The 18,659-nt window shown below is 73.2% G+C and carries 19 protein-coding genes and 1 pseudogene; 6 read left to right on the forward strand and 14 right to left on the reverse strand.

From position 1 onward, the window contains the following. Nucleotides 1-80: 80 nt before the first annotated feature. The 3 genes from pcrA to AC1DWH_RS13445 form a co-directional block, all read right to left on the reverse strand. The gene (pcrA, locus tag AC1DWH_RS13435) at nt 81-2,522 is read right to left on the reverse strand and encodes a DNA helicase PcrA (protein WP_477094093.1); all 2,442 of its coding nucleotides are present in this window, start codon (nt 2,520-2,522) and stop codon (nt 81-83) included. Between the two features lie 71 nt (nt 2,523-2,593). Then, a complete protein-coding gene (locus tag AC1DWH_RS13440; protein WP_456847354.1) occupies nt 2,594-3,076 on the reverse strand; it encodes a DUF456 domain-containing protein in 483 nt (160 codons plus the stop codon). 16 nt (nt 3,077-3,092) lie between these two features. Further along, nucleotides 3,093-3,440 (reverse strand): hypothetical protein, encoded by a 348-nt coding sequence (locus AC1DWH_RS13445; RefSeq protein WP_477094094.1) that lies wholly within the window; start codon nt 3,438-3,440, stop codon nt 3,093-3,095. A gap of 88 nt (nt 3,441-3,528) precedes the next feature. On the opposite strand from AC1DWH_RS13445, the gene AC1DWH_RS13450 reads away from it, so the two are divergent. From AC1DWH_RS13450 to AC1DWH_RS13460, 3 genes are read left to right on the forward strand one after another with little or no spacing between them, the layout of a single operon-like run. Further along, nucleotides 3,529-4,287 (forward strand): SDR family oxidoreductase, encoded by a 759-nt coding sequence (locus AC1DWH_RS13450; protein ID WP_477094095.1) that lies wholly within the window; start codon nt 3,529-3,531, stop codon nt 4,285-4,287. A gap of 14 nt (nt 4,288-4,301) precedes the next feature. Further along, nucleotides 4,302-4,880, forward strand: a complete 579-nt coding sequence (locus AC1DWH_RS13455; protein ID WP_456847357.1) for a TetR/AcrR family transcriptional regulator — start codon at nt 4,302-4,304, stop codon at nt 4,878-4,880. Between the two features lie 20 nt (nt 4,881-4,900). Next, entirely contained in the window at nt 4,901-5,638 is a 738-nt protein-coding gene (locus tag AC1DWH_RS13460) for an SDR family NAD(P)-dependent oxidoreductase (protein ID WP_477094096.1), read from the forward strand. A gap of 13 nt (nt 5,639-5,651) precedes the next feature. On the opposite strand, the pseudogene AC1DWH_RS13465 reads toward AC1DWH_RS13460, so the two are convergent. The 4 genes and pseudogenes from AC1DWH_RS13465 to AC1DWH_RS13480 form a co-directional block, all read right to left on the reverse strand. After that, nucleotides 5,652-7,234 (reverse strand): annotated as a pseudogene (locus AC1DWH_RS13465) (AMP-binding protein). A 6-nt stretch (nt 7,235-7,240) separates the two neighbouring features. Next, the gene (locus AC1DWH_RS13470; protein ID WP_477094097.1) at nt 7,241-8,443 is read right to left on the reverse strand and encodes an acyl-CoA dehydrogenase family protein; all 1,203 of its coding nucleotides are present in this window, start codon (nt 8,441-8,443) and stop codon (nt 7,241-7,243) included. After that, on the reverse strand, nt 8,443-9,483 hold the full coding sequence (locus tag AC1DWH_RS13475) for a phosphotransferase family protein (RefSeq protein ID WP_477094098.1): 1,041 nt from the start codon (nt 9,481-9,483) through the stop codon (nt 8,443-8,445). The genes AC1DWH_RS13470 and AC1DWH_RS13475 overlap by 1 nt, the downstream gene beginning before the upstream one ends. Before the next feature lie 92 nt (nt 9,484-9,575). Continuing rightward, nucleotides 9,576-10,226 carry a QsdR family transcriptional regulator gene (locus AC1DWH_RS13480; RefSeq protein ID WP_477094099.1) on the reverse strand — a complete coding sequence of 217 codons (651 nt, stop codon included), beginning with the start codon at nt 10,224-10,226 and terminating at the stop codon, nt 9,576-9,578. 101 nt (nt 10,227-10,327) lie between these two features. Between AC1DWH_RS13480 and AC1DWH_RS13485 the strand changes: the two genes are divergently transcribed. Then, entirely contained in the window at nt 10,328-11,545 is a 1,218-nt protein-coding gene (locus tag AC1DWH_RS13485) for an acyl-CoA dehydrogenase family protein (protein WP_477094100.1), read from the forward strand. 15 nt (nt 11,546-11,560) lie between these two features. Here the strand turns inward: AC1DWH_RS13485 and AC1DWH_RS13490 are convergent, their stop codons facing one another. From AC1DWH_RS13490 to AC1DWH_RS13515, 6 genes are all read right to left on the reverse strand, one after another. Further along, nucleotides 11,561-12,016, reverse strand: coding sequence for a MaoC family dehydratase (locus AC1DWH_RS13490; RefSeq protein ID WP_477094101.1), 456 nt, complete (start codon nt 12,014-12,016; stop codon nt 11,561-11,563). Further along, entirely contained in the window at nt 12,013-12,768 is a 756-nt protein-coding gene (fabG, locus tag AC1DWH_RS13495) for a 3-oxoacyl-ACP reductase FabG (protein WP_477094102.1), read from the reverse strand. Before fabG ends, AC1DWH_RS13490 begins: the two co-directional genes overlap by 4 nt. A 67-nt stretch (nt 12,769-12,835) precedes the next feature. Beyond that, a complete protein-coding gene (locus AC1DWH_RS13500) occupies nt 12,836-13,378 on the reverse strand; it encodes a DapH/DapD/GlmU-related protein (RefSeq protein ID WP_477094103.1) in 543 nt (180 codons plus the stop codon). Between the two features lie 24 nt (nt 13,379-13,402). Beyond that, nucleotides 13,403-13,825, reverse strand: coding sequence for an NUDIX hydrolase (locus AC1DWH_RS13505; RefSeq protein ID WP_456846631.1), 423 nt, complete (start codon nt 13,823-13,825; stop codon nt 13,403-13,405). Beyond that, nucleotides 13,822-14,478, reverse strand: a complete 657-nt coding sequence (locus AC1DWH_RS13510) for a LuxR C-terminal-related transcriptional regulator (protein WP_477094104.1) — start codon at nt 14,476-14,478, stop codon at nt 13,822-13,824. The genes AC1DWH_RS13505 and AC1DWH_RS13510 overlap by 4 nt, the downstream gene beginning before the upstream one ends. After that, nucleotides 14,475-15,779 carry a PspC domain-containing protein gene (locus tag AC1DWH_RS13515; protein WP_477094105.1) on the reverse strand — a complete coding sequence of 435 codons (1,305 nt, stop codon included), beginning with the start codon at nt 15,777-15,779 and terminating at the stop codon, nt 14,475-14,477. Before AC1DWH_RS13515 ends, AC1DWH_RS13510 begins: the two co-directional genes overlap by 4 nt. A gap of 136 nt (nt 15,780-15,915) precedes the next feature. Between AC1DWH_RS13515 and AC1DWH_RS13520 the strand changes: the two genes are divergently transcribed. Further along, nucleotides 15,916-17,349: a PspC domain-containing protein gene (locus tag AC1DWH_RS13520; protein WP_477094106.1), complete on the forward strand. Its 1,434-nt coding sequence runs from the start codon at nt 15,916-15,918 to the stop codon at nt 17,347-17,349. Continuing rightward, on the forward strand, nt 17,349-18,020 hold the full coding sequence (locus AC1DWH_RS13525) for a hypothetical protein (RefSeq protein WP_477094107.1): 672 nt from the start codon (nt 17,349-17,351) through the stop codon (nt 18,018-18,020). The genes AC1DWH_RS13520 and AC1DWH_RS13525 overlap by 1 nt, the downstream gene beginning before the upstream one ends. Nucleotides 18,021-18,082: 62 nt before the next feature. Here AC1DWH_RS13525 and AC1DWH_RS13530 read toward each other — a convergent pair whose 3' ends face one another. Then, the gene (locus AC1DWH_RS13530) at nt 18,083-18,643 is read right to left on the reverse strand and encodes an aromatic ring-opening dioxygenase LigA (protein ID WP_477094108.1); all 561 of its coding nucleotides are present in this window, start codon (nt 18,641-18,643) and stop codon (nt 18,083-18,085) included. Nucleotides 18,644-18,659 lie beyond the last annotated feature (16 nt).

The raw sequence follows: 18,659 nt of genomic DNA on the forward strand, positions 1-18,659 counted from the left end.
CGCGCGTGGGCCGCCGAGACCCGGCACCCGGCCGCCCGCCCGGGCGGCACGCACGCCCCCGCCCCGCGGGGGGACGCGCCTCAGAGCTTGGTGACCGGCGAGAACCGCAGCAGCAGCCGCTTGGTGCCGTCGGTGCCGAAGTCGACCTTGGCCACGGCGTTCGGGCCGGCGCCCTCGAGCGCGACCACCGTGCCGAGCCCGTACGAGTCGTGCGTGACCCGGTCGCCGACCGTCAGCTGCGGGATCGCGGAGTCCGGCCGCGGCGTGGCCGACCCGAACGTCGCGCCCGTCGACGGCAGCGCCTTGCGGGTCTCGACCCGTGGCGCCGAGCGGTATCCACCGCCGCTGCTTCCGGACGAGCCGTAGCCCGAGCCGTAGGAGCTGCGCAGCTGCTGGGTCGACGACTCGCGCCGCCGCCAGTCGATGAGCTCGTCCGGCAGGTCGTCGAGGAACCGGCTGGCCGGGAACTCGTTGGGCACCCCCCACGCCGTCCGGACCGCCGCGCGCGAGATGTACAGCCGCTCGCGGGCCCGGGTCAGGCCGACGTACGCCAGCCGCCGCTCCTCGGCCAGCTGGTCGGCGTCGGACAGCGAGCGCAGGTGCGGGAACGTGCCGTCCTCCATGCCGGTGAGGAACACGACCGGGAACTCGAGGCCCTTGGCGGTGTGCAGCGTCATCAGCGTGACCACGCCGGGGTCGGGCTTCGCCTCGCCGTCCTCGTCGCCGCCGTCGTCGTCGGGGATCTGGTCGGAGTCCGCCACCAGGGACACGCGCTCGAGGAAGTCGGCGAGGTCGCCCTCCGGGTCGGTCTGCTCGAACTCGGAGGCCACCGCGTGCAGCTCGGCCAGGTTCTCCACCCGGGAGGCGTCCTGCGGGTCGTCGCTCGCGCGCAGCTCCGCGAGGTAGCCCGACCGGTCGAGCACCGCGCCGAGCACCTCGGCAGGGCCGGCCGCGCCGTCGGACAGCGCCCGCAGGTCGGCCATCATCCGGGCGAACGCGGAGAGCCCGGTGATCGCGCGGGTGCCGAGGCCCGGCACCTCGTCGAGCCGGTCGAGGGCTGCGCCGAACGAGATGCGCTCGCGCTCGGCGAACGCCGCGACCATCGACTCGGACCGGTCGCCCAGGCCGCGCTTGGGGACGTTGAGGATGCGGCGCACGCTGACGTCGTCGTCGGGGTTGTCGATGGCCCGCAGGTACGCGACCGCGTCCTTGACCTCGCGGCGCTCGTAGAACCGCGTGCCGCCGACCACCTTGTAGGGCAGCCCGACGCGGATGAGCACCTCCTCCAGCGCCCGGGACTGCGCGTTCGCGCGGTAGAAGATGGCGACGTCGCCGGGACGCACACCGTCGGAGTCACCCAGGCGGTCGATCTCCCCGGCGACGAACCGCGCCTCCTCGTGCTCGGTGTCCGCCACATAGGCCACGATCTGCGCGCCGGCGCCCGAGTCGGTCCAGAGGCGCTTGCCCTCCCGCCCCGGGTTGCGGCTGATCACCGCGTTGGCGGCCGAGAGGATGTTCTGCGTCGACCGGTAGTTCTGCTCGAGCTTGATGGTCCGCGCGTCCGGGTAGTCGACCTCGAACTCGAGGATGTTGCGGATCGAGGCGCCGCGGAACGCGTAGATCGACTGGTCGGCGTCGCCTACCACCGTGAGCTCGCCGCGGGGCAGCTCCATGTCCGTCGAGTCGTCGACGATCCCCCGCGAGGACCCGACCAGCTCCCGGACCAGCACGTACTGCGCGTGGTTCGTGTCCTGGTACTCGTCGACCAGCACGTGACGGAACCGGCGCCGGTAGTGCTCGGCCACGGCAGGGAACCCCTGCAGCAGGTGCACGGTCGTCATGATCAGGTCGTCGAAGTCGAGGGCGTGAGCCTGCTTGAGCCGGGCCTGGTAGCGCGTGTAGACCTGCGCCAGCACCGAGTCGAAGTCGTTGGCGGCGCCACCGCCCGAGGTCGCCGCGAACGTCTCCGGGTCCACCAGCTCGTCCTTGAGCGAGGAGATCTTCGACGCGAGCGCCTTGGCCGGATAGCGCTTGGGGTCCAGGTCGAGCTCGCGCGCGACGAGCGTGAGCAGCCGCTGCGAGTCCGCCGAGTCGTAGATGGAGAAGCTGGACCGCAGTCCCAGGGTCGCCGCCTCCCGCCGCAGGATCCGCACGCACGCCGAGTGGAACGTGGACACCCACATGCGCCCGGCCGCGGGGCCCACCAGGTGCTCGACGCGCTCGCGCATCTCGGCTGCGGCCTTGTTGGTGAACGTGATGGCGATGACCTCGCCCGCGCGCGCCCGACCCGTGGCCAGCAGGTACGCGATCCGGTGCGTGAGCACCCGCGTCTTTCCCGAGCCGGCGCCGGCGACGATGAGCAGGGGGCCGCCCTGGTGCAGCACGGCCTCGCGCTGCTGGGGGTTCAGGCCGACGACCAGGGCATCGGCCTGCGCCTGCCGGCGGGCGCGGTTCTCGGTCGAGGCGGCGTCCGCGGGGACGCCGGGCAGGGGCAGGGAGAGGTTCTCGAAGAGCGACGTCATGGCTCCCCCAGGATAGGCGCCGCCGCCGACATCACGGGCGCGTGGCTGACCTCGCTGTGGACGCGCCGGGCTCAGGTGGCAGCCAGCGCGGTCAGCCAGGCGCCCGTGCTGACGAGGGCCGCGGCGAGCTCGACCAGGATGGTCAGCCCGGTGGCCTGCAGGGCGGCGACCGTGGCCCGCCACGCCGGCTGGGCGGCCCGCGACCGCAGCCACTCGACCAGGAAGATGCCGAGCACGAAGCCCACGAACAGGCCGACGACGGGGATCACGAAGAACCCGACCACGCCCGCGACCCCGCCCCAGACCAGCGTCGAGGACGGCACCCCCGCCCGCTTGAGGTGACGGCCCGCCAGCAGGTACTTGGCGACGAACGCGATGGCGGTGACCACCACGGCGATCGCGACGACCGTCCACCCGGCGACCCCGCCGGTCAGGACGCCCCACACGATCACGGCACCGGCGACCAGCAGCCCGCCCGGCAGCACCTGGACGACGACCCCGACCAGCCCGACGAGCACGACGAGACCGGTCAGGAGGTCGCCGATGTGGTCCACGCGCTGGACAGTAGCCTCAGTGCCAGAGCACCGCGACGGCGACGTTGACCACGACGAGCCCGGCGATCGCCCCGAGGTACCCGCTGGTCACGCGCGCGGGCTTGCGCACCCCCACGATCACCAGGGCGGTGACGACGAGGGCGACGACGAGCTTGACGGCGAGCTTCGCGGGGTCCGGGTCGTGCCCGGCGAGCCCGGCCGACGCGATGCCGGCCAGCAGGATGCCCGTCACGAGCGCGGTGAGGATCCCGTGCAGGACGCCGGTCGCGATCTTCGGGGTCCGCAGGTTGACCAGGGTGCCGCCGAGCACGATGGCCCAGCCGATCAGGTGGAGCACGACGAGGAGGTTGTAGACGAGGTCCATGCGGCCACCCTAGATGACGCCCAGTCAGATAAATCCGCGGAGGGCTTGCGGTACTGTCTGGCGACATACCGAACAGTCGGTATCGGGGGTGGACGTGCGCAGGTTCGAGGGCAGGGTCGCCCTGATCACCGGTGCCAGCCGCGGGATCGGCCTGGCGGTCGCGGAACGGCTGGTCGCCGAGGGCGGCATCGTCGTGATCACGGGGCGCAAGCCGGAGTCGCTGCAGGATGCCGTCGAGCGGCTGGACGCGATCGAGCCGGGCCGCGCGGTGGGCGTCGCGGGCAAGGCCGACGACGAGCTCCACCGGGCCGAGGTGCTCGCCCTGGTCCAGAGCCGGTTCGGGCGCCTGGACCACCTGGTCAACAACGCGGGCATCAACCCGGCGTTCGGTCCGGCGCTCGCGATCGAGAGCTCCGTGGTCCGCAAGATCCTCGAGGTCAACGTGGTCGCCGCCCTCGACTGGACCCGGGCGGCCGTCGCGGCCGGCCTGAGCCGCTCGATCGTCAACACCGCCTCGGTCGCCGGCCTGTCGGCCAGCCCAGGCGTGGCGGTCTACGGGGTCTCCAAGGCCGCGCTCATCAACCTCACGCAGCAGCTGGCCGTCGAGCTCGCGCCGGCCGTCCGCGTCAACGCGGTCGCCCCCGCCGTGGTTCGCACGCGGCTGGCGCAGGCGCTGTACGCGGGCGAGCGCGAGGCGGCCCTCGCGGCGGCCTACCCGCTGGGCCGGATCGGGGAGCCGGAGGACGTCGCCGGCCCGGTCGCGTTCCTGCTGTCCGACGACGCCGCCTGGATCACGGGCCACACCCTCACCATCGACGGCGGCGCGAGCGTCGTCGCGGTCGGCTGACCGAAGGAGCACCCATGGCCACGTCCAGCGTCGTCGACGACATCACGCGCGCCGCGGTCGAGCTGTTCGCCGCCCAGGGGTACGCGAACACCTCGGTGCAGCAGATCGTCGAGGCCGCCGGCGTCACCAAGGGCGCGATGTACCACTACTTCGACTCGAAGGACGAGCTGCTCTTCTCGGTGTACGAGCGGATGCTCTCGCTGCAGACCGACCACCTCGACGAGATCATCGCCCGCGGCGCCCCGACGGCTCAGACGCTGCACGACGTGTGCGTCGACGTCGTCGAGACCTCGATCGACTTCCTGCCCGAGGGCACCGTGTTCTTCCGCAGCGTGCACATGCTCTCCGAGCCCCGCCAGAAGGAGGTCACGCGCCGCCGCCGCCAGTACCACGACGTGTTCGCCGGCCTTCTCGAGCGCGGGCAGCACGAGGGCCTGTACCGCACGGACATCCCGCGCGCGGTGCTCGTCGCGCACTTCTTCGCCGACGTGCACTACCTGTCGACCTGGTACTCCCCCGACGGCGCCGAGGACAAGACGGTCCTCGCCGAGCAGCTGACGGACCTGTTCCTCGACGGCATCACGGCCACCTGAGCCCCCCGGGAGGGAGTCGCATGGACAGCAGGCTCGACGGTCGCGTCTCGATCGTCACCGGTGCCGCGGGCGGGCTCGGGTCCGCGTTCGCGCGGGCCCTGCACGCCGCCGGCGCGAGCGTCGTGCTCGCCGACCTGCGCGACGACGACGCCGCGGCGCTGGCCGCCGAGCTGGGCGACCGCGCCCTCGCGGCCCACCTCGACGTGACCTCCGAGGAGAGCTGGGCGTCCGTCGTCGCGGGGACGCTCGCCGCCTTCGGCGCGGTCGACGTGCTGGTCAACAACGCGGGCATCGCGAACGCGGGGCCGATCGACCACTACCCGAAGGCCAAGTGGGACGCGGTCATCGCCGTGAACCTCACCGGCGTGTTCCTGGGCGCGCAGGCCGTGGTGCCGACGATGAAGGCAGCGGGTCGGGGCTCGATCATCAACATCTCGTCGGTCGAGGGCATGCGCGGCGGTGCGCACCTGCACGGCTACGTCGCGTCGAAGTTCGGCGTGCGGGGCCTGACCAAGTCGCTCGCGGTCGAGCTGGGACCCGACGGGATCCGCGTCAACTCGGTGCACCCGGGCTTCGTGCAGACGCCGATGACGGCGCGGCTCGACCCCACCGCCGTGCCGATCCCGCTGGGCCGGCCCGCGCTGCCGCAGGACGTCGCGGGCACCGTGGTGTTCCTGGCGAGCGACGACTCCGCCTACACGACGGGCACCGAGCTGGTGGTCGACGGCGGCATGATCGCGGGCATCCCGCACTCCTGAACGACCGGTTCCCTCAGGCCTGCGCGGGCGCCGTCGAGAACTGGGCCACGAGCTCGCGCTTGAGCACCTTCCCGCTGCCGCCCAGGGGCAGGGCGTCGACCAGGTGCACCACGCGCGGGAACTTGTACGCGGCGACCCGCTCGCGCACGAACGCCACGATCTCGTCGGGGGTCGCGGTGTGCCCGTCGAGCAGCACCACGGCCGCGTGGACCTCCTGGCCGCGAGCCTCGTCGGCGATCCCGAACACCGCCGCGAACGCGATCGCGGGGTGCCGCATCATCACGTCCTCGACCTCGCTCGGGTACACGTTGTAGCCGTTGCGGACGATCATGTCCTTCTTGCGGTCGACGATCGTGATGACGTCGTCGGCGTCCTTGGTGCCCAGGTCACCGGTGCGGAACCACCCGTCGACCACCGCAGCCGCCGACGCCTCGGGGTTGTTGAGGTAGCCCTTGAACAGGGCATGACCGCGCACCAGATCTCGCCCAGCTCGCCCAGCGGCAGCGGCACGATGCGGTCGTCGACGTCGGCGTCGGCGATCTCGATGTCGACACCCCAGAGCGGACGGCCGACGGTGCCGGGCCGGATGGGCTCGCCGACGTAGTTGAACGACACCGCCGGCGACGTCTCCGTCAGCCCGTACCCCTCGTGCACCTCGGCGGAGAACTCGCGCGAGAACGCCTCGAGCACCGCGACCGGCAGGGCCGCGCCGCCCGACACCGCGTAGCGCAGCGGGGGCCGCGCAGTGCTGCGCGCCGCCGCCTGCAGGAGGCCGATGTACATCGTCGGCACCGCCGTGAAGACCGTCGCCCGGTGCGTCACCATCTGCGCGAGCGCCTGGTCCGGGTCGAACTTGGGCAGCAGCACGACAGCGGCCCCCACGCGGAACGCCGTGTTCATCACGCAGACCTGGCCGAACGTGTGGAACAGCGGCAGCCCGCCGAACACGATGTCGTCCCGCTTCATGTCGAACGTGTCGATCAGGGCCACGTTGACCTGCTCGATGATCGCCATGTGCGAGCCGACCGCGCCCTTGGGCCGGGCCGTGGTGCCGCTGGTGTACAGAATCGTCGCCGCGCTGATCGGGTGCACGGACGCGTACCAGTCGATGGGCTCCGTCGCGGCGGCCTCGTCCTCGAGCCGCGGGAACGGCACCTCCATCCCGTCCGGGACGAGGACCGTGAGCAGCGGGATCCCCACCGACGCGGCCGCCGGGCCGGCCTCGGCGAGCATCGGGGCCGCGGCCACCAGCAGCCTCGCGCCCGAGTCGCGCAGGACGAAAGCGATCTCCTCGGCCTTGAACAGCAGGTGCACCGGCACGACGACCGCACCGAGCGCGAGGACGCCGTAGTAGACGCGCGCGAAGTCGGGCACGTTGGGGACGATCATCGCGACGCGGTCGCCGGGCACGATGCCCCGGGCGCGCAGGGCCCCGGCGTAGGCGCGGGTCTGCTCCCAGAGCTCGCCGTACCGCACCACCTGGTCCCCCATGAGGAACGCCGTGCGCTCGGGCCGGCTGTGGGCGGTCTCGGCGAGGATCGCCGCGACGGACATGCTCCCGTAGCCCGCTCCGTCGAGGGCTTCGTCGTACGTCATGTCGGTTCACTTTCCCTTCGTCGTGTCGAGCTGCGCTCGCCCGAGGGAGGCGAGGTGGACCTCGTCCGGTCCGTCCGCCAGGCGGAGGGCCCGGGCGGCGGCGAACATCTCCGCCAACGGCTGGTCGCCGGACAGGCCGGCGGCGCCGAACAGCTGGATCGCGCGGTCGAGGATCTGCTGCACGGCCCGCGGTACCGCGATCTTGATCGCCTGGATCTCGGTCGTCGCGGCGCGGTTGCCGACCGTGTCCATGAGCCACGCGGTCTTGAGCACCAGCAGGCGCAGGGCCTCGATCTGGACCCGGGACTCCGCCACCCACTCGCGCACGACGCCCTGGTCGGCCAGCCGCTTCCCGAAGGCGGTGCGGGACGTCGCGCGCTCGACCACCAGGTCCATCGCCCGCTCCGCCATGCCGAGCGCCCGCATGCAGTGATGGACCCGGCCCGGCCCCAGCCGCGCCTGCGCCACGGCGAACCCCTCGCCCTCCCCCGCGACGATGCTGGTCACCGGCACGCGCACGTCCTCGAACAGGATCTCCGCGTGACCGCCGTGGTCGCGGTCGTCGTACCCGAACACCGTCAGCGGACGCACGATCGTCACGCCCGGGGCGTCCCGCGGCACCAGCACCATGCTCTGCCGACGACGACGCTCCGCCGAGGGGTCCGTCGCGCCCATGACCACCAGCAGCGCGCACTCCGGGTTCATCGCGCCGGTCGACCACCACTTGCGGCCCGTGATGACGTACTCGTCGCCGTCCCGCACGATCCGGGTGGCGATCTGCGAGGCGTCCGACGACGCCACGTCCGGCTCGGTCATGCAGAACGCGGACCGGATCTCGGCGTCGAGCAGCGGCTCCAGCCACTGCTCCTTCTGCGCGGGCGTGCCGAACTCGTGCAGGAGCTCCATGTTGCCGGTGTCGGGCGCGGCGCAGTTGAGGGCGACCGGCGCGAGACGGGGGCTGCGGCCGGTCAGCTCGGCCACGGGGGCGTACTGCAGCGTGGTCAGGACGCCCGGCCGGAAGAGGTTCCAGAGCCCGCGCTCCCTCGCCGCGGCCTGCAGGTCGCGCACGATCGGCCGGGTCCCCCACTCGTCGGGCGTCGCGGCCAGCTGGTCCTCGAGCACCGGCTCGGCGGGATGGACGAGCTCGTCGAGGAACCGTCGGGTGCGCGCGACGTGGTCGACCGTGACGGCGTCGGGGGCGAAGTCCATCAGCGCGCCCCCGCCAGCCTGGCGAGGCCCTCGTCAGCGAGCGGGGCCACCAGGGCGCCGATCTGCTCGAAGCCGTCCCCGACCGTCTCGCCCGCGAGGAACCGGACGTGGATGCCCTCGAGGATGACCGCGAGCTTGTAGGCGGCGAAGGCCCGGTACCAGCCGAGCTCCGGGACGCTGGTGCCGAGCCGGGCGCTGTAGGCGTCGACCAGCTCCTCGAACTCCGGGTAGCCGGCGGCGGGGTCGACCGCGCTGGGGACCGCGTCGCTGAGCCGGCGGATGGTCCAGTAGAGCCCGAGCATGCCGAGGTCCACCGCGGAGTCGCCGAGGGTCGCCATCTCCCAGTCGAGGATCGCCGTGACGTGCGGCCCCGGGCCTCCCACCAGCGCGTTGTCCAGCCGGTAGTCGCCGTGCACGATGCTGCTGCGCTGCGTCGTCGGCACCCGCTCGGCCAGGCGTTCCTGCAGGTGGTCGAGGCTCTGGGCCGGCCGCGAGCGCGAGCCGTCCAGCTGCGTCCGCCATCGCCGGAGCTGCCGGTCGAGAAACCCGTCCGCCCGGCCCAAGTCCGCGAGCGCGACCTGCGACGGGTCGATCGCGTGCAGCTCGGCCAGCAGCGTCGCCAGCTCGAGGCTCACCGCGCGCAGCTGCTCGGGGGTGAAGGCGGCGTTCTGGGCGGGGTCCGCCAGCACGATCCCGTCCACCAGGTCCATCACGGAGAAGACGGTGCCGGTCCCCGCGCTCGGGTCGTCGACCAGCGCGACGGTTCGGGGTACGGGCACCCGCGAGCCCGCCAGCGCGGAGAGGACGCGGTGCTCCCGGGCCATGTCGTGCGCCGTGGTCTGCACGTGGCCCAGCGGCGGGCGGCGGACCACCAGCGGCCGGACCCCGCCGTCGACCCGGTAGGTGAGGTTGCTGCGGCCGCCGGCGATGACCCGCGCGGACAACGTCCCCTCGCCCAGCAGGTCGGGGTGCTCGCGGCGCAGCCAGGCCTCGAGCCGCGCGACGTCGAGCCCCGGCGGGTCCGGCATCCGTTCGGTCATCGTCGACCACCTTCCGCGGGCGGCATACCGCCCGGTCGGTACGCTACCGGATCCGCTCGCGCGCTTCTCGGCGGTCCCCCGGCGCGGGGAGGTCAGGGGCGCAGCACGAGCTCGAACGCCGCCCGCGCCCGTTCCGCGCTGGGCCGGTCGCCGTTGATCAGGTCGGCGTAGGTGAACGACTCCGAGACGCGGACGAGCAGGTACGCCAGGTCGTGCGGGCTCACCGGGCGGCCGAACGGCTGCTCGCCCAGCTCCTCGCGGACCAGAGCCTCGACCACGGCCACGTAGCGGCGCTGGATCTCACTGTCCTTCGTCGTGAGCAACCGCAGCGCTCGCGCCGGCTCGCGCTGCAGGAAGCCACGGAAGTAGCCGGCGGTGATGAGGTCCTGGGCGAAGTGCGTGAGCACCCCGGCCACCCGCTCGGCCCCGTGCGACCCGCGCGTCGCCGCCTCCGCCTGCTCGAGCGTGGGGACGGCGAGCGACCAGAGGACCTCGGACAGCAGCACGTCGCGGTTGCCCACCCAGCGGAACAGCGAGGTCCGGTCCACGCCGAGGCTCGTCGCGAGGCGGCCCATGTCGATCCGCGCGCCCTCGATGAACGTCTCGCGGGCCGCCCGGAACGCCCGCACGGCCTCCGCGTGCTCGCCGTCCTCGAGACGTTGCGAGAGCCAGGACGGCGCGACCAGCGTGCCGACGCGGCCGAGCCCGACCGAACGGTCCGCAGCGACGCCGGGGTTCGACATGGCGGCAACCTACTCCTCGCCGCCGAGGGGCATGCAACATCTCGCAGAATGATGCAGACTCGGAACGTCATCGGTGCCGATCGACGAGCGGAGCTCCTCGCATGACTGTTGCCCGAAGCGCTGACGCGCCGAAGACCGCCCTCCCCCGCGCGCTGCTGACCAGCGACTTCTACTCGTTCCAGGACGTCCTGACGCCGGTCGAGAACGAGCACGTCATGGCGATCCGGGAGTTCCTGGAGACCGAGGTCCGGCCGATCGCCGACGACTGCTGGGAGCGCGCCGAGTTCCCCGTGCACCTGATCCCGCGGGTCGGGGAGCTCGGCCTGCTCGGGCCGATGTGGCCGGAGACGGTCCGGTTCGAGAACAGCGCCGTCTACCGCGGCTGGGTCGCCCTCGAGCTCTCACGGGTGGACGCCGGCTTCTCGACGTTCATCGGCGTGCAGAACGGGCTGACCATGGGCGCGATCGGCGTCGGCGGCTCGCTCGAGCAGCGCGCCGAGCTGCTCCCGCCGATGAGCCGCGGCGAGCTGGTGGGCGCCTTCGGCCTCACCGAGCCCTTGTCCGGTTCCGACACCGCCCGCGGCCTGCGCACCACCGCGCACCGCACCGGCGACACATGGGTGATCAACGGCGCCAAGCGCTGGATCGGCAACGCCACGTTCGCGGACTTCACCGTCATCTGGGCGCGCGACACCGCCGACGACCAGGTCAAGGGCTTCCTCGTCCGCAGCGGCACCCCCGGGTTCAGCGCGACGAAGATCGAGCGCAAGCAGGCGCTGCGGTCCGTGCAGAACGCCGACATCCTGCTCGACGGGGTCGAGGTGTCCGAGGCGGACCGGCTGCCGAACATCCACTCGTTCCGCGACGTCGCGACCGTGCTCCGGCTGACCCGGGCCGAGGTGGCCTGGCAGGCGGTCGGCGTGGCCATCGGCGCGTACGAGGCCACCGTGGCGTACGCGCTCGCGCGCGAGCAGTTCGGCAAGCCGATCGCGTCGTTCCAGCTGGTGCAGGACAGGCTCGCCCGCTGCCTGGGCAACATCACCGCGAGCATCGCGCTGTGCGTCCGGGCGTCCCAGCTGGGCGACCAGGGCCGGCAGGGCGACGAGCACTCCGCGCTGGCCAAGGCGTACACGACGACCGCGATGCGGGAGACCGTCGCCCTGTGCCGGGAGACGCTCGGCGGCAACGGCATCCAGCTCGACCACGGCGTCGCGCGGTACATGGCCGACGCCGAGGCCGTCTACTCGTTCGAGGGCACCAAGGACATGAACCACCTCATCGTGGGGCGCGCCATCACGGGCATCGCGGCGTTCGTCTGACCGTCCGGAGTACGGTCAGGCCGCGACGTACAGGACCACCGTCTCCGCGATCAGCGCCGGCCTGGCCGCGCCCTCGATCTCGACCGTGACCGTGTAGCCCGCCCGGACGCCCTGCGGCGTCGGTTCGGCCGACCGGACCTCCATCGACGCCCGGACGCGCGACCCGACCGTGACCGGCTGCAGGAACCGGACCCGGTCCAGCCCGTAGTTCACCACCAGCCCGGTCCCGCCGACCTCGACCAGCCCGTCGGTCAGCGACGGGATCAGGGCCAGCGTGAGGTACCCGTGGGCGATGGTCGCGCCGAACGGCCCCTGCGCGGCCCGGTCCGGGTCGACGTGGATCCACTGGTGGTCGTCGCTGGCGGCGGCGAAGGCGTCGATCCGGGCCTGGTCGATCGCGAACCAGCGCTCGGCGGTGACCGACCGCCCGACGACGTCGACCAGGGCGCCCGGCGACGCGACGGCGATCACGCCTTCGGGCCGCCCGCCACGTACAGGACCTGGCCGTTGACGAAGCTCGCGGCCTCGGAGCAGAAGAACGAGACGGCGTTCGCGATGTCCTCCGGCCGGCCCACCCGCCCCACCGGGATGTCCTTGGCCACCGCCTCGACGAACTGCTCGTACGTCAGGTGCATGCGCTCGGCGGTCTGCCGGATCATGTCGGTCGCGATGAAGCCCGGCGCCACGGCGTTCGTCGTGATCCCGAAGCGACCCAGCTCGATGGCCAGCGCCTTGGTGAACCCCTGCAGCCCGGCCTTGGCGGCCGCGTAGTTGGCCTGCCCGCGGTTGCCCAGCGCCGACGTGCTCGACAGGTTGACGATCCGCCCCCACCCCGCCGCGACCTGGTGCTTCTGCACCTCGCGGCTCATGAGGAACGCGCCGCGCAGGTGTACGGAGACCACCGAGTCCCAGTCGTCCTCGGTCATCTTGAACAGCAGGTTGTCGCGCAGGATCCCGGCGTTGTTCACCAGCACGGTGGGGGCGCCGAGCTCGTCGACGACACGCGCGACGGCGGCCGCGGCGGCGTCGGTGTCGCCGACGTCGGCACCGACCGCCAACGCGTCACCGCCCGCCGCGCGGATGGCGTCGACGGTCGCGGCGCAGTCCTGCTCGCGCAGGTCGAGGACGGCCACGCGGAACCCGTCGGAGGCGAGCCGTTGCGCGGTCGCGGCGCCGATGCCGCGGGCGCCGCCGGTCACCAGGGCGGTGCGGGGGTCGGTCACAGGAGATCCCTTCGTCGAGAACTGCCGTTGCATACCGACCGCGCGGTATGTCGCTACCGTACAACCCTCACCAGCGACGACGCACGGTGGCCTTCGGGCCGGCCACCAGGCTGGCCGCCGGCACGTCGTCGGCCACGACCGCCCCGGCGGCGATCACGGCGTCACGCCCGATGCTGACCCCGGGCAGGATCGTCGCCCCCGCCCCGATCCACACGTTCTCCGCCACGTCGATCGGGGCGCCCGTCAGGTACAGCCTGCGCTCGGCGGGGTCGACCGGGTGGCCGCCGGTGATGAACGTGACCTTCGGACCGATCATCACGCGCTCGGCGATCCGGATCCCGGCATAGTCCAGGAACGTGCAGCCCTGGTTGATGAACACGCGCTCGGCCAGGTCGAGGTGCAGCCCGTGGTCCGTGTAGAACGGCGGGTAGATCGTGAGCCGCGCGGGCAGCGGCCGGCCCAGGATCTGCTCGAGCAGCGCGGCCTTGCCCGCCTCGTCGTCGAACGGCAGGACGTTCAGGCGCGAGGTGAGCTCCGTGACCTGCAGGACCCGGGCGGCCATGGCCTCGAACTCCGGGCCGTGGATGCGCATGAGTCGGTCGCCGGGCACCCCCCGATCCTCCCCCATGGGCCGCTAGTGCCCCGCCAGCCGGAGCCCGGCGTCGACCAGCGACACCCGGTCGAGCGCGGCCACGTCGGCGAGGTCGATCCAGTCCGCGGTGTCCGTCGAGCCGTCGACCTCGTCGCGCAGCTCCCCGCCGACGACGTGCGCGCGGTAGACGATCCGCAGCGCGTGCAGGTCCCCCGCGGACGGGTCCAGACGGTCGCTCGCGGGGATGACCAGCGAGTCGATGCCCAGCAGGTCGTCGAGGACCGCGTCGTAGCCGGTCTCCTCCAGCACCTCGCGCACGGCCGCGTCGGCCGGGTCCTCGCCGGGGTCGATGCCGCCGCCCGGCAACGTCCACCCGGACTGCCCGCCCTCGACCCAGTGCGCGAGCAGGACGCGACCGTCGTCGACGATCACGGCGTACGCGGCGACGCGCAGCTGCGCCGTCACAGCAGGCGCCGGGCCGCCGCCCAGCGGGTCAGCTCGTGCCGGCTCGACAGCTGGAGCTTGCGCAGCACCGCGGAGACGTGGGTCTCGACGGTCTTGATCGAGATGAACAGCTCGGTGGCCACCTCGCGGTACGAGTACCCGCGCGCGATGAGCCGCATGACCTCGCGCTCGCGCGCGGACAGCCGGTCGAGCTCGTCGTCGCCGATGGCCACGTCGCCCGCCGCCGCACCGAACGCGTCGAGCACGAAGCCGGCCAGCCGCGGCGAGAACACCGCGTCGCCACCGGCCACCCGGCGGACGGCGTCGGACAGGTCCGTGCCGTCGATGGCCTTGGTCACGTACCCGCGGGCGCCGGCGCGGATCACGGCGACCACGTCCTCGGAGGCGTCGGACACCGAGAGCGCGAGGAACCGGGTCTCGCCCAGGAGGTCGGTGCAGGCCTTGATCACCTCCGCGCCGCCCCCGCCGTCGCCGCCGGGCAGGTGCACGTCGAGCAGCACCACCGGGGGCTTCAGCTCGTGGACCAGCCGGATCGCGTCGTCGACCGTGTCCGCCTCGCCCACCACGCGGACGCCCGCGTCGAGCGACGCCTTCACGCCCGTGCGGAACATGTGGTGGTCGTCCACGAGCACCACGTCGACCGTCTCGCTCATGACTGCGCTCCTTGTTCGTCCGGCGTCCGGATCGGCACCACCAGGTGCACCTCGGTCCCACGCTCGGGGCTGCTGGTCACGGACGCGGTGCCGCCACGACGACGCACCCGCCCGATGATCGACTCGCGCACCCCGAACCGGTCGGTGCCCACCTCGTCGAGGTCGAACCCGTCGCCATGATCGCGCACGAACACCTCGACCTCGCTCGACCCCACCTCGAGGTACAGCGACACCGGCGGGCGCCCGTGCACGACCGCGTTGACCAGCGCCTCGCGCGTGGCCTGCAGCAGCGCCTCGGTGTCGGCGTCGGGCACGCGGTCTCCGACGACCACCGACTCGACCGCCACCGGGTCGCCGGACGGCCCGGACCGGGAGTCCTCGACCTCCGCGACGATCCCGCGCAGGGCCGCCGCCACCGACGTGCCCGGGGCGGGGCGGTCGTCGTAGAGCCACTCCCGCAGCTCGCGCTCCTGCGCACGAGCCATGCGCGCCACCTCGGCGGAGTCGTCGGACCGCGACCGGATGAGGGCCAGGGTCTGCAGCACCGAGTCGTGCAGGTGGGCGGCGATGTCGGCCCGCTCGGACTCCCGCGCCCGGGCCGCGCGCTCGTCGCCGAGCTCCCGGACCAGCCGAAGCCACCAGGGCGTCAGCACCAGCGCGACGCCGCCGAGCATGATGACCGCCGCGACGATCGACTGCGCGAGCGTGGCCGTGTCGACGCCCTCGCCCGACGCCAGCCCGACGAACAGCAGCACGCCCACGCCGGCCAGCAGGATCCCGCCGGCCACGCGCAGCACGCTCACGGGTGTCCGCCCCCCGGCGCGGTCCCGCAGCCGTCCGCGCTGCACGGCGTCCAGCTGGCTCCACGCCAGCCAGAGGCCGGCGAGCACGATCGCCGCCGGCAGCAGCCAGTCCACCTGCACGTCGGCCCCGGAGCGGACCGCGATGAGCAGCGCCGCGGCGACGACCAGCAGGCCGCCGATCGCGATGTCGGTCACGGGGATGCGGCGTCCCGGCTCGACGAGCGCCTGCCGGCGGGCCAGCCGGGTCAGCGTGCTCGGCCGCACCTCCTGCGCCGCGTCCGCGGGGTCGCCCGCGGGCACCGCCAGCCACCAGAACACGTAGAGCAGGGGTCCGACGCCCGCGATCGGCGTCAGGACGACGAACGCCAGCCGCACCAGCCCGACCGGCAGGTCGAGGTGGGCCGCCAGCCCGAGCGCGACGCCACCGAACCAGCGCCCGCGCGCGGGACGGCGCAGCGGCAGCCGTCGGCGGGCGAGCAGGGGTTCGGTCGGGGTCACGGTCCGATCGTCACACGCCCGCAGGCTCTCCGGGGTGCGGTCCGGGGTCCGTTCAGGGGTGCGCACCGACAGGTTCAGGGTGCGCTCAGGGGACCACCCGATGCCGCGCGGCCACCCGGGCGACCAGGATCGAGGCATGGACACGAGCACTCCCGCCGGCACCGAGCCGGCACCCGACCCCACGGCCCCGCCGCAGAGCCCGACGTACACGTCGAACAGCTTCTTCGCCGGCATCCGACGCCTCGGCATCACGCGTTCCGACGACCGCTGGGTCGGCGGAGTCAGCGCCGGGCTGGCCGACCGGTTCGGCCTCGACCCCCTGCTGGTCCGCGGGATCTTCGCCGCGACGCTCCTGCTGGGCGGCCTCGGCCTGGTCGCCTACGGCGCCGCCTGGGCGCTGCTGCCCGAGCGCCGCGACGGGCGCATCCACGTCGAGGAGATGATCCTCGGCCGGTTCGACATCGCGCTGCTCGGCGCCCTGGCGTTCGTCATCGTCGGGTTCGGCCGCGGGGACAACTGGTTCTTCTTCTGGGGGCCTCCCGGCTGGGTGCAGGGACTCCTGTGGCTCACGTTCGTCGCCGGCCTCGTCGTGCTGATCATCGTCGTGGCCAACCAGCAGCCGTCCCGACCGCGCCCGCCGGTGGCCCCCGGCCCGTACGGCGCGCCCGTGCCGCCGGCGTCCGCGACCACCTCCGCGACCCCGGCTCCCGCGGCGACGTACCCGCCGGCAGCGACCTACCCGCCCGCCGCGACGTACCCACCGACCTCGCCCGCCGCGACCTACCCGCCGACTCCCACCACCACCACGTACGGAGCACCGCCCGCCCAGGGCTGGCAGTCGTCGCCGACCCCGCCCCCGCCTCCCGTCCGCACGCCGCGCCCGCAGAACCACCCGCGTCCTCCGCGCCCCCGCACCCCGGGCGCGGGCGCCGGCACGGTCGGTGTGGTCGTCGCGCTCAGCCTGCTCAGCCTCGCGGTCCTCATGGTCGCCGAGCGCTCCGGCAGCTTCGACGGCCCGGTCGGGCTGACCGCGCTGGGCATCGGCATCGTGCTCTGCGGCCTCGGCATCATCGTGGCCGGCCTGCGCGGCCGGACCAGCGGAGGCCTGGGCGGGCTCGCGGTCATCGGCATCCTGGTGGCCGTGCCCCTCGGCGCGGTGCAGAACAACCACTGGATCTGGACCTCGGACGGTCGGCACGACTTCGCCGCGAGCGGCGACATCGTCGTGACCTCCCGCACCGACGCCGCGGCCGGCTACTCGATGGGCTTCGGCGACGTGACGATCGACCTGTCCGACGTCCCCATGACGTCCACCACCCTCGCGGTCCCGATCTCCCTCGCGGCCGGCGACCTCACCGTCCTCGTGCCGTCCGACGCCAGCGTCTCGGCCGACGTCGACAACGGCGCCGGCACCGTCACCTGGGACGTCGACGGCGAGCACAAGAGCGCCGACGGCGTCGGCCTCAACCCCCGTACCTTCACGACCGGCGCGCTCGACGACGGCGGCCCGCAGCTCGCGCTGCAGGTCCAGGTCGGCGCCGGCACCGTCACGATCACCGAGGAGAACTGATGGCCACCGAGAAGAAGTCGGGCGCCGGCTCCGGCACCGACGAGACGACGCCGCTGCCCGTCACGGAGACGCCGTCGGCCGACGAGACCGTGGTCCTCCCCGTCACGGAGGCGCCGGCCGCCGACGACACCTCCGTCCTCCCGGTCACGGACACGCAGTCCGCCGACGACACCACGGTCCTCCCCATCACGGAGGCGCCGGCCGACGACGCCGCCGCTGTGATCGAGGTCGCCGCGGCAGACGAGGCACCGGTCGTCCAGGCCACGCCGACCGACGAGACTGCGGCTCTCCCGGTCACCGAGGACCCGCGCGTCGCGGCCACGGAGCCGGTCGGCTCACCGCAGCCCGCCGCGTACACGTCCCCGATCGGCGCCCTCTACGCGCCGCCGGCGACGGCCGGGTACGCGCCGACGAACCCCACCGACGCGTACGTGCCGAGCGACGACGCCCCGGTCGTCCAGCCGGCACCGGTCGACCCGCCCCGCCGTCGGCTCCGCGTCGGCACGGTGGTCTGGGGACTCGTCATCGCGGCGATCGGCGTGGGGCTGCTCGCGTGGGCCGCCGGGGTCGCCATCGACCTCCAGCTCGCGATGATCCTGCTGCTCGCGGTCGCGGGCACGGCGCTGCTCGTCGGCTCGATCGTCAGCGGGGCGCGGGCCGCTCGCCGCTGAACGCACCACAGACGACGAACGCGACGTCCGAGCCCAGGGCTCGGACGTCGCGTCCGGTCGTGTCAGGCCGTGGGTCCCGAGGGCGGCGGCAGCGGGGTCGACGTCGTCGTCGGCGCCGCGGGTGCCGTCGGAGTGGCGGTCGGGATCGGGTCGGGGTAGGCCTTCGCCGGGGCGACCGGCTCGGTCACCACCCCTCCGTTGAGGACTGCAGCCTTCCGCAGGGCCCAGCCGATGAGGATCAGCACGACCCCGATGCCGACCACCAGCAGCGCGACGCCGAAGGCGACGACCGAGGTGAACAGCGAGGCTCGCAGGAACGATGCCGTCATGACGGTCTGCCGGGTCGGGTCGTCCTGGGGCAGCTCGGCGTACGTCTTGCCGCCCGACGCCTCGAGCGCGTGCGTGTTGATGATGTCCGCCTGGAACCAGGCCTCCCACGGCGTGTCGACCAGCTGACCGCCGAAGGCCTGGGCGTCGTCGGACACCGTGATCTTCTCGGCCGCCAGGTTGCTGGAGACCGCCCCCCACGTCACGCCGCCCGCGATGATGAAGATGATCCCGAAGATGATCGTGATCAGCCCGAGCACTCGGACTGTCTTCGGGCTGCCTGTTGTCGTAGCCATGTTTCCCCTTCCGAAC

This window comes from Cellulomonas sp. P2_F12, assembly GCF_056403775.1.